The organism is Paenibacillus sp. LT-B23, assembly GCF_059417685.1.
The window spans coordinates 49,142-63,822 of sequence record NZ_JBSQBM010000017.1; the positions used below are offsets into that span (position 1 = coordinate 49,142).

Sequence of the window (14,681 nt, forward strand, 5' to 3'; positions counted from 1 at the left end):
GTGGGGGATAGTCTCTTTTTTTTCGACATTATTCGTGGTTTTGTGAGAATTTTGTGAGAACAGTTTGATAGAATGTATTGCAATCATCAAATGTGGAAAGCGGGGGCATCCCCATTCCGCAATGATGACGGTATTGTCCAGCCGATATATGAATCAGGTGTTAGCAAGCAGAGATCCTGCAACGGAAAGACCAGAAGGGGACGTTAGGCATATGGGAAAGTAGTCGGTCTCTGGTCCTCTTGGCGTTGCAGATCGCAGAAGAGTTGAGGCGAATGAAGACTCGTGTGAAGTTCATCATCAAGTATAACGAGAGGCGAGTGAAAGTAGCAGATGATTAGACGGTGTATTTCTTCGTTATTAGTATTATTTCTTATTGCAGGAGTGACCCCTGTACATGCAGACGCTACTAACTTGGCGTTAAATAAAACTGCAACAGCTAGCAGTATATGGCCCGGTTCTCTTCCAAGTCATGCAGTCGACGGTTATTCACGTAGTGAGTGGGGACCCTCATCCGCAAGCGGTTCCCCGTGGCTTAAGGTTGACTTAGGCTCAGTGACACAATTTAATAGTTATATTGTAGAGACATGGCCTGAACGGTACAATAGTGCGATAACATTAGAAACAAGCAATGATGATTCAACTTGGACTGTAGTAGATACAGTATCTGGTAATACTGATGCAATTATAAATAAAACATTGCCTCGAGTTGTTAGTGCAAGATATGTGAAGGTTACGATTAATTCGTGGTCTTTTTTTCCTGCCATTACAGAATTCCAACTATACAATACCACGCTGGGGGCGCCAACCGACGTTGCAGCTACAGCAAGTGATGAGCAAGTAACGTTAAACTGGAGCAGCGGGTTGAATGCAACGAGCTATAAAGTGTATCAAGGAACATTGCCAGGTATATACGATGCAGCTCCGGTAGCGACAGTTAACGGCACAACTGCAACAGTAACAGGGCTGACCAATGGTACAACTTATTACTTTGCGGTTAAGTCTAATAACGAACACAGAGAAAGCTCTTTCTCGAATGAAGTGAGCGCAAAGCCACATATTAACCCGCCTGCGGCACCAACAGGACTCACAGCGACAGCCAGTAACGGACAAGTAGCGTTAAGCTGGAACAGTGTTGCCGGAGCTGTCACCTACGATGTTTACAAAGGAACAACATTGGGGTCCTACGAGTCAACCCCGGTTGCGACCGTGAGCGGGGCGACTTATAGCTACACGGAAACAGGTTTAACGAACGGTGTGACGTATTTTTTTGTAGTCAAGGCAAGCAACGCAGGAGGCAACAGCGACAACTCCAATGAAGCGAGTGCAACGCCTCAAGTTCCAGTACCTGGAGTGCCGGTATTGCTGCCCGCCACAGCGGGAGATTCGCGAGTAAGTCTTACTTGGAATCCTATGATCGATTCCACGGGGTACAAAATATTCAAAAGTACGACTTCCGGGGCTTATGGGTCAGAAGAAACCACGGTAAGTGGTTCGGTATACAGCTATGATGTAACAGGATTGGCGAATGGCACCACATACTATTTTGTCGTCCAAGCAACGAATCCAGCAGGAGAAAGCGCTGCTTCCAATGAAGTGAGCGAAACGCCCAAAACCGTTCCGTCATCGCCAACGGATGTAACTGTAACAGCAGGTGATAAACAAGCGACCGCCAGCTTCAATACCCCTGTCGAAAATGGAGGAAGCCCAATAACACGCTACGAGGTCACAGCCTCACCAGGGAATATCACCGCAATAGGGACGGCAAGCCCGATCACGGTAACGGGGCTGTCAAATGGCACCACGTATACGTTTACGGTGAAAGCTGAAAATGGTGCAGGTAGCAGTGCAGCTTCCGCTGTCTCCAAGGAAGTCACGCCAACAGCGCCATCCAGAAACAGAGATAAATCAGTAACGGATACATCATCTGCATCTTCTACAGCGACTGTATCGTCGACACAGACCACGTCGCCTGCTCCGGCACCAACTCCTGAACCTGCGCAGCCTACTGTTGATGTATTCAAGAGCAGTATTGTTAATGTAGCAAGCTCAGTTAAGGCTATTGAGTCCAAGGTAGCGGAAGCAAAGCAAGCAAATGTCAAGATTGAACTAGCTGACATTAAAGGGCACTGGGCTGAAAAGGCGATCAACACGTTCGTGAAACTGCAGTTTATCAAAGGTTATGGGGATGGACAGTTCAAACCTAATGGCAATATTACACGTGCGGAGTTCGCAATGCTTGTCTCTCGCGTATTCGATATTAGTGGCGATGCTGACCATTCCGCTGCTATGAGCGATATCAGCAGTCACTGGGCTAAGGAAGCTATTGAGAAGCTCGCCAGCGCAGAGGTAATTGGTGGATATGGCGACGGAACCTTCAAACCGAACCAAACGATTAGCCGTGAAGAAATAGTTATCATCCTATCCCGTATTGTGAACTTGAGTAGTGTGAATGAAGATGTTTCCAAAGGTAACTTTACAGATTTATCGAGTGCGAGCTCCTATGCAACGAATGCAATTAAGGATGTCGCAGAAGCGGGTATTATCACTGGCAAGAGCGATGGCGTATTTGATCCACAGGGCAATGCCACTCGCGCTGAGGCTCTAACAATTATTCTGAATGCATTGAGCCTTCACCCACAAGTTAAGAATCTCGTGGGTTCCTTGGACTAATGTCTTACCTGATATAATTCATATGTAACAGCGGAGCTATGTGACAAAGGTTATCCCGCAACAGTTGGAAAGGGCTGTTGCAGGATAACCTTTTGTTTTAGCTGCTGATATGATGTTGCCTATGATGCCTCATAAATGGATTGGGGTCCATACTACCTCCCTAAATAGGCTAAGTATTGCGGCGGTGGATTTTATCTCTGAAAGCAACCCAAGGGTTGATCTTCTTTTCTTTTGAATAAGTGTTGACAGGGATAAAAAAGTATTATATCTTTATATCAAGATAAATAAATTAAAGATATAACCAATCAAAAAAATTAAATATGGAGGTATAGATATGATTACAATTTTAAAAAGAATTAATCAGCTTGCAAAAAAAGAAAAAGAAGTCGGGTTAACTGAAATTGAAAAAATTGAACAAACTGATCTTCGCAAAGAATACCTTCAAATATTTCGGGGTTCTATAAAAAGCATCCTCCTGAATGCTACTATTTATGATCCGCATGGAGACGATATTACTCCTGAAAAACTAAGAAAAGAACAGGCCCAAATAGTACAACAATGAATTTAATTTTATTAAATATCTTTAATTTAATAATCTTTAAATAAAATTTAATATGGAGAGTGATTTTTATGTTGGCAAGTGGATTGTTACTGGTACGTTTGGTGGTTGGATTGTTGTTGGTCGGGCACGGAGCTCAGAAACTTTTTGGCTGGTTTGGCGGCTATGGTCCAAAAGGCACCGGCGCTTGGATGGAATCGGTCGGAATTAAACCCGGAGTATTCGTGGCCGTATCTGCTGGGTTGATGGAATTGCTGGGGGGAGCCCTATTTGCTTTAGGACTACTCACTCCATTGGCTGCATTGTTCATTACGGTGACTATGCTCGGGGCGATTTTCAAAGTACACGGCCAAAACGGGATCTGGGCAACAGCTAATGGCTATGAGTATCCGTTGGTTCTGATTGCAGTCGTAATCGGTATCGCATTGACAGGGGCAGGCTCATATTCCATCGATGCAATACTTAAATAAAAGATTATGAACCTTTAGAACACAACATCCCCTATTCGTCGTGTGTATCTCTAACTACTTAGACGAATAGGGGTAATTTTTTGTTGTATGGTTATTCTGTCGAAGGTTTCTTTTGTACCTCTCCATTCGTTTCTTTCTCAGTGAAAAAGTAAAGCAAAGCTAGCAGCGGCAGGGCGACTCCAATGAGAGCACTTAAATTCCAACCTCCTTGCGCATAAGACCAACCGCCTAACGATGATCCAATGGCACCACCTACGAAAAAAATAGACATGAAGAGTCCGTTCAGACGCCCCCTTGCTTCACTTCCCAAGGAGTAAATCACACGCTGCCCAAGTACAAGATTTCCCGATACGGCCATATCCAGTGTAATCGCTGAAACAAAGAGCAGTACAAGAGCAACTGTCGAATGGTTTTGAAAAAGATAGATTAGCAAAAAAGACAAGGCGGCAATGATCATGGCTAGCCCGGTTAAGAATTTGCTCCAGCCTTTATCAGCCAATCTTCCAGCAATCGGAGCTGCTACTGCTCCGCCCACACCAACTAAAGCAAACAATGCAATACCTTGCTGGGACATTCCGAAATCGTCCGCCAATCGTAGAGGAACAACAGTCCAAAATAGGCTAAAGGCTCCAAATAGACAGGCTTGATATAGGGCACGACGGCGCAATACGGGTGTTTGTTTTAAAAGAGTGCCCAGAGAGAAAATTAATTTGCCGTAAGATACCGTAGGCGCAGGCTTACGTTCAGGAAGAGCTCGCGAGAGTAGAACCGTCAACAGCGCCACAACAATTGCTGACAAAATAAATACGGCCTGCCACCCCCAGATACTGGTTATAAAGCTTGCCACTGGTCGTGCGAACATAATGCCTAGCAACAGTCCGCTCATTACATTCCCGACAACGCGGCCACGCTGCTCTTCAGATGCTAAGTACGTGGCATACGGCACCAGGATTTGGGCTACCACAGATCCGATTCCAATGAACAGAGATGCGGTCAGGAACAACGGCGCATTGGGGGCGAATGCAGCTGCGAGCAATGCACCGACTGTAATGATTAGCGATACGACCATGAGGCGTCGATTTTCAATAATGTCACTGAGCGGTACGATAAACAGTAATCCCACGACATAACCGATTTGAGTTAAAGTAACAATGAAGCCCGCTGCTGTGGAAGAAAGGCCCATAGCAACATGGATAGGCCCTACCAGGGTTTGAGCATAATAAAGATTGGCAACGATAAGGCCGCATGCGGCTGCCAACAGAAACATCATCCAATTTGAAATACGGTTACTTTCTATGGCTTGTTGTTCTCTTTGCATGATAATCCTCCTCGTAATTGTTTAGTAATTGTGCAACAACACTCATTGTTTCAGTGCTACCAGCAAAAATGAATACTGAACGTATAGTTCATTAATTCGATAATCAAATAATATACTGAACGTTTTGTTTTGTAAATAGGTAAATTCGTTTTATTTTTACTTGTCATTTGATATACTAAACGTACAGTTTATTTTTTGTGTTTATACCTATCAGGAAGGTGGCATTCCAGTGCAAGGTAAAAGAGGACGTCCGCGTAATGTCGAGACGCAAAAGTCTATCCTTAACGCTTCATATGATCTACTGTTGGAGCATGGCTTTGGAGCGGTTACGGTAGAAAAAATTGCTGAACGAGCTAAAGTTAGCAAAGCGACCATTTATAAATGGTGGCCTAACAAGGCTGCCGTGGTGATGGATGGTTTTCTATCAGCTTCCATAGCAAGATTGCCCGTACCCGACACGGGTTCTGTATTAGATGATATCCTCATTCATGCTACGAATTTAGTTCGGTTCTTGACAAGTCGGGAGGGTAAAATCATTACGGAGTTAATAGGTGAAGGGCAGCTTGATTCAGGATTATCGGAGGCATACCGGACGCGGTATTTCCATCCTCGGCGGCTCGAGGCCAGGCTTCTTATGGAGCGTGGGATTGAGCGTGGGGAATTGAAGAAAAATCTCGATATTGAATTAAGCACAGATCTCATTTACGGACCGATTTTTTATCGATTGCTGGTAACTGGTGATCCATTAGACGATTCCTATGTGCAGCAATTAGTAATGAATGCGTTCGAAGGAATTCGCTTGGACTGAATCAGGATTAAAGAAACAAAGAGGATGTCCCAAGGCCTCTTCTTTAAAGCACCAAACTCAGAATTTGGAGATTTTTGATTTTGAGTTGTCGGAAGAGGAAATGAATGTGATTTCGAAGTTCAGCAGTGAGGACGGATATGGGGGCAGGACCCCAAAGCTTATGAAGAATTATAATGCGGAAGGATAGACTCCTCTCCAATTGATTAGCCCACTCAGAGAGCGGGCTTTTTCTGTTTCATGAGCTAGCTTGTAAATGGACTGTAGGTCAAACACCCAAATGTCAGGGAAATGAACCCTTTTTTCCGAATTTGATGTATTATATGGTAGGAATGCAGTCTTTTCGAAGGGAGACCATGATGGGGATTCTGTCGAGATTTAGGGATATTATGAAAATGAATGTTAACGCCTTATTGGATAAGGTGGAGGATCCGGAGAAGACGATTGATGATTATATGCGGAACCTGAACATCGACCTGGGCAGGGTGAAGGCGGAGACAGCTTCAGTGTTGGCGGATGAGCGAAGAGCGAAAAGAGCTTTGGATGAATGCAGAGCCGAGATCAAAAAGCTTCAGAATTATGCTATGAAGGCAGTGGAAGCTGGCAATGACGAGAACGCTCGAAAGTTTCTGGAGAGAAAGGCAACGCAGGTGGAGAAACGGGGACAATTTGAAACCGCTTATGACTTGGCTTCATCAAACGCCGAAAATATGAAACAAATGCAGAATAAACTGGTGTCCGATATGAACCAATTGGAAGCACGGCGCATCAAGCTAAAAGGGAAAATGGCGGTTGCCAAAGTACAGCAATCATTGAACGCCATGGGCGGCCAGGATTCCGTATTCGAAGCTATGGAAGAGAAGGTTAACAGGGCATATGATGAAGCAATGGCTATAGCCGAGCTTAGAGCAGGGACGCAGGACGATCTGGATGATTTATTCGCACAATATGAGAAAAGCACGAACGCAGAAGATGAATTGGCTGCGATCAAAGAAAAACTGAAAGATCGGAAATAACAGTTCTTTATGATAGAGGTGAGCAGATGCCGGTTATCGAATACAAATGCCCAAACTGCGGCAGTGGCATGGTCTTTGACAGTGAAACAGGAATGTTATCCTGTCATAGTTGCGGAAGAAAGGACAATATTGAGTATTTTCCAGATCCTCTGGCGAATCGCGTTTTTTCAGAAGACGAGGCTCAGGAGTACCATTGTAACAGTTGCGGAGCAGTTATTATGACCGAAGTAGAGACAAGTGCGACGGTTTGCAGCTTTTGCGGATCAGCGGTTGTGCTTGGCGAACGACTGACAGGGGAGCTGGCCCCGGCGCAGGTCATTCCTTTTTCGATCAGTAAGGAAGAAGCTATGCAAGCTTTCCGAAAATGGTGCAAGAATGGCCGTCTGACGCCGAATCGGTTCATGACAGCAGATCGAATCAAGGGAATCACCGGGATGTATGTGCCTTTTTGGTTATATGAATTACATAATAAAATTGAGGTTCAGGGTCAGGGCAAAAAAGTGAGAACCTATACAAGCGGGGACTACGAGTATACGGAAACGCAGCATTTTGATGTATACCGGAAAATTCGTCTGAATTACGTGAAGGTTCCGATTGATGCCGCGGAGAAAATGAACGACGAGCTGATGGATAAATTGGAGCCTTTTCCTTACGATCAGCTAAAAAGCTTTAAAACTCCGTATCTCGCCGGCTACATTGCGGAGAAATACAGTTATAACGACGAGGAGCTCTTCCCGCGAGTGAAAGAAAAAGTGAAGGAATATATTGATGCTTATATTCAGTCTTCGGTGTCAGAATATACTGCTGTGGACTATACGGATAAGCAAATAGACACAACACGAAAAAATGCCGACTATGTCCTGCTCCCGGTATGGGTAATACACTATGACTATAATAGGTTGGAGCATACGTTTGCCATGAACGGTCAGACGGGCAAGGTAGTTGGCAAGCCTCCGATTAGCAAGGTCAAAGCGACTGCATGGTTTGCAGGCATTTTCGGTGTCTCTTTCCTTTCATTGAAGCTAATCACTTGGGTGATCATGGGGGGGATGTTTTAATGAAAAGGGTTGGACTGATCCTGGCAATCTTGTTTTTCTTCACTGCTTTTCTAGCCGTTCCTGTGGAAATGAAGGCCGAGGCGGCTACAACGGAATGGAAGTCCTTGATTTATGATGAAGCGGGTCTGCTTAATCAGGAAGAGTATGATGAACTGAACACGATGGCTAATCAATACGGGGCCGAAAGAGAAACGGACATTATTATTTTTACCTCCAGCAATTCCGACAATATGGATGTTATGAAAATGACGCAGGATTTTTATGATGATCATGGGCCTGGATATGACAGGTCTCATGGAAATGCGGTTATTTTAACGATGGATATGAGAAATAGAGAGATTTATTTGGCCGGATTTTACAAAGCGGAAAGGTATCTGGATGACGACAGACTGGATAAAATACGTGACGAGATTAGCCCGTATCTGACGAGCGGTAACTATGAGCTTGCATTCCAAAAATATATTTTAAGTGCGCACAGGTATTTGGGAATCCGACCAGGGGTGAACCCGGACAGTATATTTTATAGTATTGCGTTTCAATTGGTGGTTTCACTGGTATTGGCGGGGATTATCGTGGGTAAGATGGTTTCCAATTCCGGCGGCCGAGTTACGGTCAATCGCCAGACCTACGAGGATGCAAGCACTTCAGGGATTTTGGCTCATCGGGATCAATACCTCCACACAACAACAACGAAACGGAAGATCGAAAAGAGTAGCAGTAGCAGCGGTTCAGGCGGGGGAGGAACCACCAGTGGCGGTCATTCGCATAGCGGCAGCAGAGGTTCATTTTAACTGAGGGGATGGGAATTGAATGTCGTTCTTTAGAAACCAATTTGCGAATGTTGTAGAGTGGGAAGAATTTAGAGATGATATGATTTTTTGGAAATGGAGCAATCGGGAGATTAAGAAAGGAAGCAAGTTAATGATCCGCTCCGGTCAAGACGCGATTTTCGTAAATAACGGTAAGATCGAAGGGATTTTCGAGAATGAAGGATCTTACAATATAGATTCTGAGATTATCCCGTTTCTGTCCACGTTAAAAGGGTTTAAATTCGGCTTTAACAGTGGTATGAGGGTGGAAGTTTTATTCGTCAATACGAAGGAGTTTACCGTGAAATGGGGGACGCAAAATCCGGTTTTGATCCCGACTCCCCAGCTTCCGGGGGGTATGCCCATTCGTGCCAACGGCACGTTTAATTTTAAGGTGGACGATTATGTTACGCTCATAGATAAGGTTGCCGGGATGAAAGACAGCTATCTGGTAGAGGATGTTAAAATCCGGATTACTTCTGTGCTGGATCAGTTGTTAATGAAGTGGATCAGCAGAGAAGGGAAGGACATGTTCAATCTGCAAGCGAATGCTTCCGATATTTCCAAAGGCATTCAAGAAGATCTGGATATGCAAGTGATGGACAACGGGATGACGATTACAGGCTTTCACGTGATGAGCTTCAATTATCCTCAAGAAATTCAGGATATGATTACGAAGACGGCTTCTCATGAAATGATCGGTAATTTGCAAAAGTATCAACAGGTCACGATGACGGACGGTATTGCATCTGGCAACGTAAAAGGCGGCGGCGCTGCTTCGGACATGGCGAGTATGATGATGGGGATGAATATAGCAAATGAAATGATGAAAAATTTGAATTCTAACCAAAATCCTCCGGCCGAGCTTCAACCCGAATCTGCCGCTCCTTCTCCTTCTGGAGACCATAAAAAGCCCAATTTCTGTCCTAACTGCGGTGTGAAAAACGAAGGAGCTAACTTCTGTCCGAATTGTGGTCAGAAACTCTGAACGTGTAACCCATGAGGTCGGTTTATTTACGAGCGGAATTAAATTTATTTAATACTGAATAAGTGGATAATCCCAAGGAGTGAATATATCGTGGGTAAAAGACTTTTGCAGTCCCATAGCATATTCCCGACGAATGATATTGAGAAAACATCTAAGTTTTACAGCCGATATTTAGGCTTTAGAGCTGTGTCATATATGGAAGCAGAAGAGCCACATATTTGTTTGTATCGTGATGATACGGAAATTATATTGACTAAATCTTTGGGGCAAAAAGTTGTTCCCAATAGAGAATTATATGGCTATGGTATGATGCCTACTTTATTACCAAGCAACTAGAACAGCTAAAACAAGAATTTGAGGCTGCCGGGGTAGAAATTGTACGCTCTTTGTCGAATACAGACTATAACAATAAAGAATTTGTTATTGAGGATGTAGAAGGTCGGTGGATTGGCTTTGGTATTAAAGAAAGCAGTTCATCTAATTGAGCGAAAAATTTACCTTTACAAGGATTGGTCTATCTGAAAAACCGCTCACTGAGCGGTTTTTTTGTCACTATAAAGGATTGAAAAATGTGCACAAGATAAGGTACTATAGCTATATAGTATATATTTATATTAATTAATTAGTTATTACATTAACAAAATATATGTATAGGAGCAACGAAGATGACCAAATTCCAAGATCAAATCATTGCGCAGTACAATTTTGATGATGCTGGGAACGTAGGCAAGGATAGCTCAGGGCAAGGTAATGACGGGGTTGCTTCCGGCACGATAGCACCAACAATCTCCAATGCTAGCGGCAGAGCGGCTTTGATGCTTGCGGGAGGTCCAAATGGTACATCGTATATACAGCTTCCTTCCAATTTGCTTAAAGATGTAAGCGATAACACGGGTGTCACGGTGACTGCTTGGGTTAACTTCGGTAGATTCACGGATATGTGGGAACGTGTTTTTGACTTTGGCAAAGCCCATACAGGGCCCTACATGTTCATGACACGGAATCTGCGCGGGACTCTTTTCGCCGAGGCAGATCTGTCTGTAGATCCGGGGAGAGGTTTTGTCCGGGATGAGTGGATGCACATAGCCATGTCCGTGATCGGCACAAAAGGCGGCACATTAAGCAGTGCGGGTCCGCTTGTGTATGTGAACGGCGAAGTCGTAGCGGACGGCTCCATCAGTCAAACCTCCAGCGGCAACTACGCCAAGCTGCGCAAATGGTTTGAAACATTTACGGACTCATCCAACTACAGTAACAATTTTATCGGTCGTTCCCAGCATGCGGCGGATGTGGACTTTTCCGGCTCACTATCGGACTTCCGCATTTATAAAGCAGGCTTGTCAGCGGACGAAGTCATTGAGGTCATGTGCGAATCGTTGACGGACGAAGAGATTGTGAAGCTTGCTCGCGATAAGTATTTGTCCTTCCCAACGACGATTGTAACCAAGGACTTGTCCCTGCCAACGGTCCTCATGGGCGGTAGAGTAGAAGTGACCTGGAAATCCAGCCACCCTGAGATACTCTCTGACAACGGTCAGGTCCAGACAATTACCTCCTCACAGGGGGTAACCGTGACAGCCTTCTTGACGAAGGGCCCAAGCTGTATTGAAAAAAGTTTTGAAGTATCCGTCCTGCCGGAACAGCTACCTCCTTACACTTTGACCATTCATGGAAATAGGGAAGTCATGGATATCAGTGAAGTGATGTACGGCTTGTTCTACGAAGATATCAATAATGCAGCGGATGGCGGAATTTATGCGGAGCTTGTTCAGAATCGTTCCTTCGAGTCCTTCGTGTTTGATACCTATTCCCATGCTTCCGGTGAATGCGGCTGCTCTACGGGGCGTAACCGTAACCCTTTGTTTGCCTGGTCTGGTGATACGGACAAGATGACTCCGCAAAATAGCGGCGGATTAAATGAATTTTTAGGTGCTAAAGACAAAGATGTGAACTCTTATTATGTGACGGTAGCGGATGGTGCGACTATTCGGAATAAGGGCTTTTCGGATTCTAACCAGAATTGCGCCATGTCTATCCAAGCGGGTGACAAGTATGATTTCACCATCTGGGCGAAGGCCGAGTCGGCAGGCACGATCACGTTACAACTGCAAGATGCGAATGAGAAGGGGATTAGTGATTCGGTAAATGTACAGGTGGAAGGCGGGAACACGTGGAAGAAGTACGGCATAGATTCCAGGCTTGTGCTGACAGGATCGGCTACGGTTCTGGGGCAACTGGTGATGACATTTGACGGTGAGATTTCAATGGATATGGTTTCCTTGTTTCCACAGGATGTGTGGGGTGCAGGGGAGGAAGCCCGATCCCCATCGGCACACGCCAACTTCCAAGGGAATCCCAACTATAGACTGAGAAAAGATCTGGTGAACGCGCTGGTCGATATGCATCCGAAGTTCCTGCGTTTTCCGGGCGGTTGTATCTCTGAGGGTTCGTTTATATGGGAAAATGTATACGACTGGAAGGAATCTATTGGCGATATTGAGCTGCGCAAGGAAAACTTTAATGTATGGGGCTATATGATGACCATGGGCCTTGGCTATATGGAGTATTTCCAGTTGGCCGAAGACCTGAATGCGGCTCCGCTTCCCGTTATGGCCTGCGGCGTTCTCTGCCAAGCTCGTTCCGATTACGCTCATCCGGCAGGTGGCGCACTAAGAGAGTACTATATCAAGAACTTTACGGACCTGATCGACTTTGCGATTAGCGTGGATTTTGAGCACAATGAATGGGCTGCCATGCGTAAAAAAATGGGCCACGAAGCGCCGTTCGATCTGCATTATTTGGGAGTAGGGAACGAAAACTGGGGTACAGAATTCTTTGCCAACTTTGAAGTGTTCAAAACGTCTATTGATGCGTATATGGAGGAAAACTATCCAGGCTATGAGCTGCATATCATCTCCACGGTTGGCGCTCAAGCAGATGACGATGCATATCAGCAGGGCTGGAAGTTCCTGAGTGGTAATATAACCGGTTCAGCTAAGGTCGCTTTTGCAGATGGTGCCCAAGTGACCGAAGAAACCGTGACATGGTATGAGAAGCAAAAAAATTACATGGACACCATTGCAGATGAGCACTACTACCGTTCCAACGAGTATCTGCTTAATAACGCGGACCGATATAACTATTACTATAGAGCGTATAACGCAGACGGCAGCATAGACTGGAAGGAAACGTCCAAGGTGTTCGTGGGTGAGTATGCATCCACGGATAAAAATACATTGGCAGGCGCAGTAGCAGAGGCAGCGGTGATGACGGGCTTCGAAAATAACGCCGATGTCGTTCTGTTGGCTGCCTATGCGCCGCTGTTCAACAAGGTGCTGACGGACGGAACCTATAGATGGACCCCGGACTGCATCTGGTTCGATGACGAAACGGTGTGGTTTACGCCGAACTACTATGTACAGCAAATGTATGCTAAATATTTAGGTAATAAAGTATTGGCGACCTCTTTTTCCACTTACAAAAACGGCAAGCCGATAGACCTCATTCCTCAGGGTGGAATTGAGATCGCGACAGGCAACGCCGAAGTGATTGTCAAGCGTGTGACTGTCACTTCCAACAAGGACGGCTGCGTGCTGCTGGATCAGGACTTTTCCCAGGAGTTGAATCCGGCTTGGCAGGTCATTCCGGGCTCCGTGGGATCTACGGTGGAGGCAGGCAAGGGGCTTGTCCTCCAAGCTCAAGCCAGCGGTCTGAACGGCCTGTACATTTTGGACGACCAATGGACGAATTATAAGGTGGAGGTTGTGGCTTCACGCATTTCTGGCACGGACGGTTTTTATGTGGGTGCAGGTCTTACGGATATTTCCGCAGAGAAAAAGGACGTGGTCGAATATGCCATTGGCTATGGCGGCAAGGCAACGGGCGTGAAGGTTTACAAGCAAGGGGTGGAAGGCTATACCTTAGGTGACTACTCTTCCAGTACTGCGGCAGGCAACCTGAGAGCGGCCACCTATGAAGAGCTTGCTGACAACACGGATTACACCATCACGGTGAATTACGGCGGTGAAACCGGCAACAGCCTGATCTGCTCTTACACTGACGGAGTGACAAGCAGCAAAGTGCTAGACTACAAGCTGGAAGCTTACAACAAAGACGTGTTCAACTCGGTGACCAAGGATGCTGAGCATGTATATGTGAAGCTTGTGAATGCCGACAACGTGGATAAAACGACGCAACTGAACCTTCAGGAATTGAGTGTGGAGTCCAGCGCCAAGCTGATTACACTAACCGACGATTCCTCGCTTGTTCATGTGCCAAACGTGAATAAAAAGAATAATGAGAAGGTTGTGCCTACTGAGCAGCAGGTTTCGCTCAGTAATAACGCGATCCTTCTGCAATTACCTGCTAATTCGGTGAATGTACTGGTGCTGGATCTTAAGGCGTAGGCAAACTGAGGCACGTAATCATGTGTAGAAAATTTGAAAAACCCGCTCACTGAGCGGGTTTTCTTTGGGTGAAACTAGTGTTAAAAAAGTCCTAGACCCCCGTGGTTTTAACGATGTAATCGAACGAGTTCATTATTCTAACAGACGCTATATCCAAATATCATTGGCTGCTGTTAATTCGGACTCAGTCCCGCCAGTGTTAACTACACCTCTAGGCTCCACCAGCATGATATGGCATTCCTTTTCGGCGAAAGGCTTGTGCTCGACTCCCCTTGGGACAATAAACATCTCGCCCTGGGAGATTTTCACCTGACCATCGCGGAAATCAATGAACATCTCCCCTTCGAGCACCATAAACACCTCGTCGGTATCTTGATGATCGTGCCATACAAAATCCCCAACAATCTTGACGAGCTTAAATTGATAGTCATTCATTTCGCCAATAACTTTCGGAGACCAATGATCGTTGAACTTAGATAATTTCTCATTCAGGTTAATAGCTTGGTAATGGATACTATTCCCTCCGATTCTTTTACCTCCATTATACCATTAACGAGGTTTAGGTATTATGAAGATAATGCA

12 protein-coding genes are annotated in these 14,681 nt (G+C 45.3%); 10 read left to right on the forward strand and 2 right to left on the reverse strand.

Annotation, left to right across the window (positions count from 1 at the left end):
- The first annotated feature begins 330 nt into the window (after positions 1–330).
- From ACWXW9_RS20280 to ACWXW9_RS20290, 3 genes are all read left to right on the forward strand, one after another.
- Entirely contained in the window at positions 331–2,670 is a 2,340-nt protein-coding gene (locus tag ACWXW9_RS20280; protein ID WP_494930876.1) for an S-layer homology domain-containing protein, read from the forward strand.
- A gap of 334 nt (positions 2,671–3,004) precedes the next feature.
- Positions 3,005–3,232 (forward strand): DUF896 domain-containing protein, encoded by a 228-nt coding sequence (locus ACWXW9_RS20285; RefSeq protein ID WP_494930877.1) that lies wholly within the window; start codon positions 3,005–3,007, stop codon positions 3,230–3,232.
- A gap of 68 nt (positions 3,233–3,300) precedes the next feature.
- Complete coding sequence (locus ACWXW9_RS20290; RefSeq protein ID WP_494930878.1) at positions 3,301–3,699, forward strand: DoxX family protein; 399 nt, start codon at positions 3,301–3,303, stop codon at positions 3,697–3,699.
- Between the two features lie 91 nt (positions 3,700–3,790).
- Here ACWXW9_RS20290 and ACWXW9_RS20295 read toward each other — a convergent pair whose 3' ends face one another.
- Positions 3,791–5,017, reverse strand: coding sequence for an MFS transporter (locus ACWXW9_RS20295; RefSeq protein WP_494930879.1), 1,227 nt, complete (start codon positions 5,015–5,017; stop codon positions 3,791–3,793).
- A 229-nt stretch (positions 5,018–5,246) separates the two neighbouring features.
- Here ACWXW9_RS20295 and ACWXW9_RS20300 point away from each other — a divergent pair, with 229 nt between their 5' ends.
- The 7 genes from ACWXW9_RS20300 to ACWXW9_RS20330 all read left to right on the forward strand — a co-directional run bounded on the left by ACWXW9_RS20300 (position 5,247) and on the right by ACWXW9_RS20330 (position 14,099).
- Positions 5,247–5,825, forward strand: a complete 579-nt coding sequence (locus tag ACWXW9_RS20300; RefSeq protein ID WP_494930880.1) for a TetR/AcrR family transcriptional regulator — start codon at positions 5,247–5,249, stop codon at positions 5,823–5,825.
- Positions 5,826–6,181: 356 nt separating this feature from the next.
- Positions 6,182–6,838: a PspA/IM30 family protein gene (locus ACWXW9_RS20305; RefSeq protein WP_494930938.1), complete on the forward strand. Its 657-nt coding sequence runs from the start codon at positions 6,182–6,184 to the stop codon at positions 6,836–6,838.
- Between the two features lie 26 nt (positions 6,839–6,864).
- The gene (locus ACWXW9_RS20310; RefSeq protein ID WP_494930881.1) at positions 6,865–7,896 is read left to right on the forward strand and encodes a TFIIB-type zinc ribbon-containing protein; all 1,032 of its coding nucleotides are present in this window, start codon (positions 6,865–6,867) and stop codon (positions 7,894–7,896) included.
- The gene (locus tag ACWXW9_RS20315) at positions 7,896–8,687 is read left to right on the forward strand and encodes a TPM domain-containing protein (protein ID WP_494930882.1); all 792 of its coding nucleotides are present in this window, start codon (positions 7,896–7,898) and stop codon (positions 8,685–8,687) included. Before ACWXW9_RS20310 ends, ACWXW9_RS20315 begins: the two co-directional genes overlap by 1 nt.
- A gap of 19 nt (positions 8,688–8,706) precedes the next feature.
- Positions 8,707–9,693, forward strand: coding sequence for an SPFH domain-containing protein (locus ACWXW9_RS20320; RefSeq protein WP_494930883.1), 987 nt, complete (start codon positions 8,707–8,709; stop codon positions 9,691–9,693).
- Between the two features lie 90 nt (positions 9,694–9,783).
- The gene (locus ACWXW9_RS20325; RefSeq protein ID WP_494930884.1) at positions 9,784–10,029 is read left to right on the forward strand and encodes a VOC family protein; all 246 of its coding nucleotides are present in this window, start codon (positions 9,784–9,786) and stop codon (positions 10,027–10,029) included.
- Positions 10,030–10,358: 329 nt separating this feature from the next.
- Positions 10,359–14,099, forward strand: a complete 3,741-nt coding sequence (locus ACWXW9_RS20330) for an alpha-L-arabinofuranosidase family protein (RefSeq protein WP_494930885.1) — start codon at positions 10,359–10,361, stop codon at positions 14,097–14,099.
- A gap of 147 nt (positions 14,100–14,246) precedes the next feature.
- Here the strand turns inward: ACWXW9_RS20330 and ACWXW9_RS20335 are convergent, their stop codons facing one another.
- A complete protein-coding gene (locus ACWXW9_RS20335) occupies positions 14,247–14,612 on the reverse strand; it encodes a cupin domain-containing protein (protein WP_494930939.1) in 366 nt (121 codons plus the stop codon).
- Positions 14,613–14,681 lie beyond the last annotated feature (69 nt).

What these genes read in the sequence shown, in the direction of transcription:
- ACWXW9_RS20280 (WP_494930876.1), top strand. Translation starts at nt 331, where the DNA reads ATGATTAGACGGTGTATTTCTTCGTTATTAGTATTATTTCTTATTGCA.
- ACWXW9_RS20285 (WP_494930877.1), top strand. Translation starts at nt 3,005, where the DNA reads ATGATTACAATTTTAAAAAGAATTAATCAGCTTGCAAAAAAAGAAAAA.
- ACWXW9_RS20290 (WP_494930878.1), top strand. Translation starts at nt 3,301, where the DNA reads ATGTTGGCAAGTGGATTGTTACTGGTACGTTTGGTGGTTGGATTGTTG.
- ACWXW9_RS20295 (WP_494930879.1), bottom strand. Translation starts at nt 5,017, where the DNA reads ATGCAAAGAGAACAACAAGCCATAGAAAGTAACCGTATTTCAAATTGG.
- ACWXW9_RS20305 (WP_494930938.1), top strand. Translation starts at nt 6,182, where the DNA reads ATGGGGATTCTGTCGAGATTTAGGGATATTATGAAAATGAATGTTAAC.
- ACWXW9_RS20310 (WP_494930881.1), top strand. Translation starts at nt 6,865, where the DNA reads ATGCCGGTTATCGAATACAAATGCCCAAACTGCGGCAGTGGCATGGTC.
- ACWXW9_RS20315 (WP_494930882.1), top strand. Translation starts at nt 7,896, where the DNA reads ATGAAAAGGGTTGGACTGATCCTGGCAATCTTGTTTTTCTTCACTGCT.
- ACWXW9_RS20320 (WP_494930883.1), top strand. Translation starts at nt 8,707, where the DNA reads ATGTCGTTCTTTAGAAACCAATTTGCGAATGTTGTAGAGTGGGAAGAA.
- ACWXW9_RS20330 (WP_494930885.1), top strand. Translation starts at nt 10,359, where the DNA reads ATGACCAAATTCCAAGATCAAATCATTGCGCAGTACAATTTTGATGAT.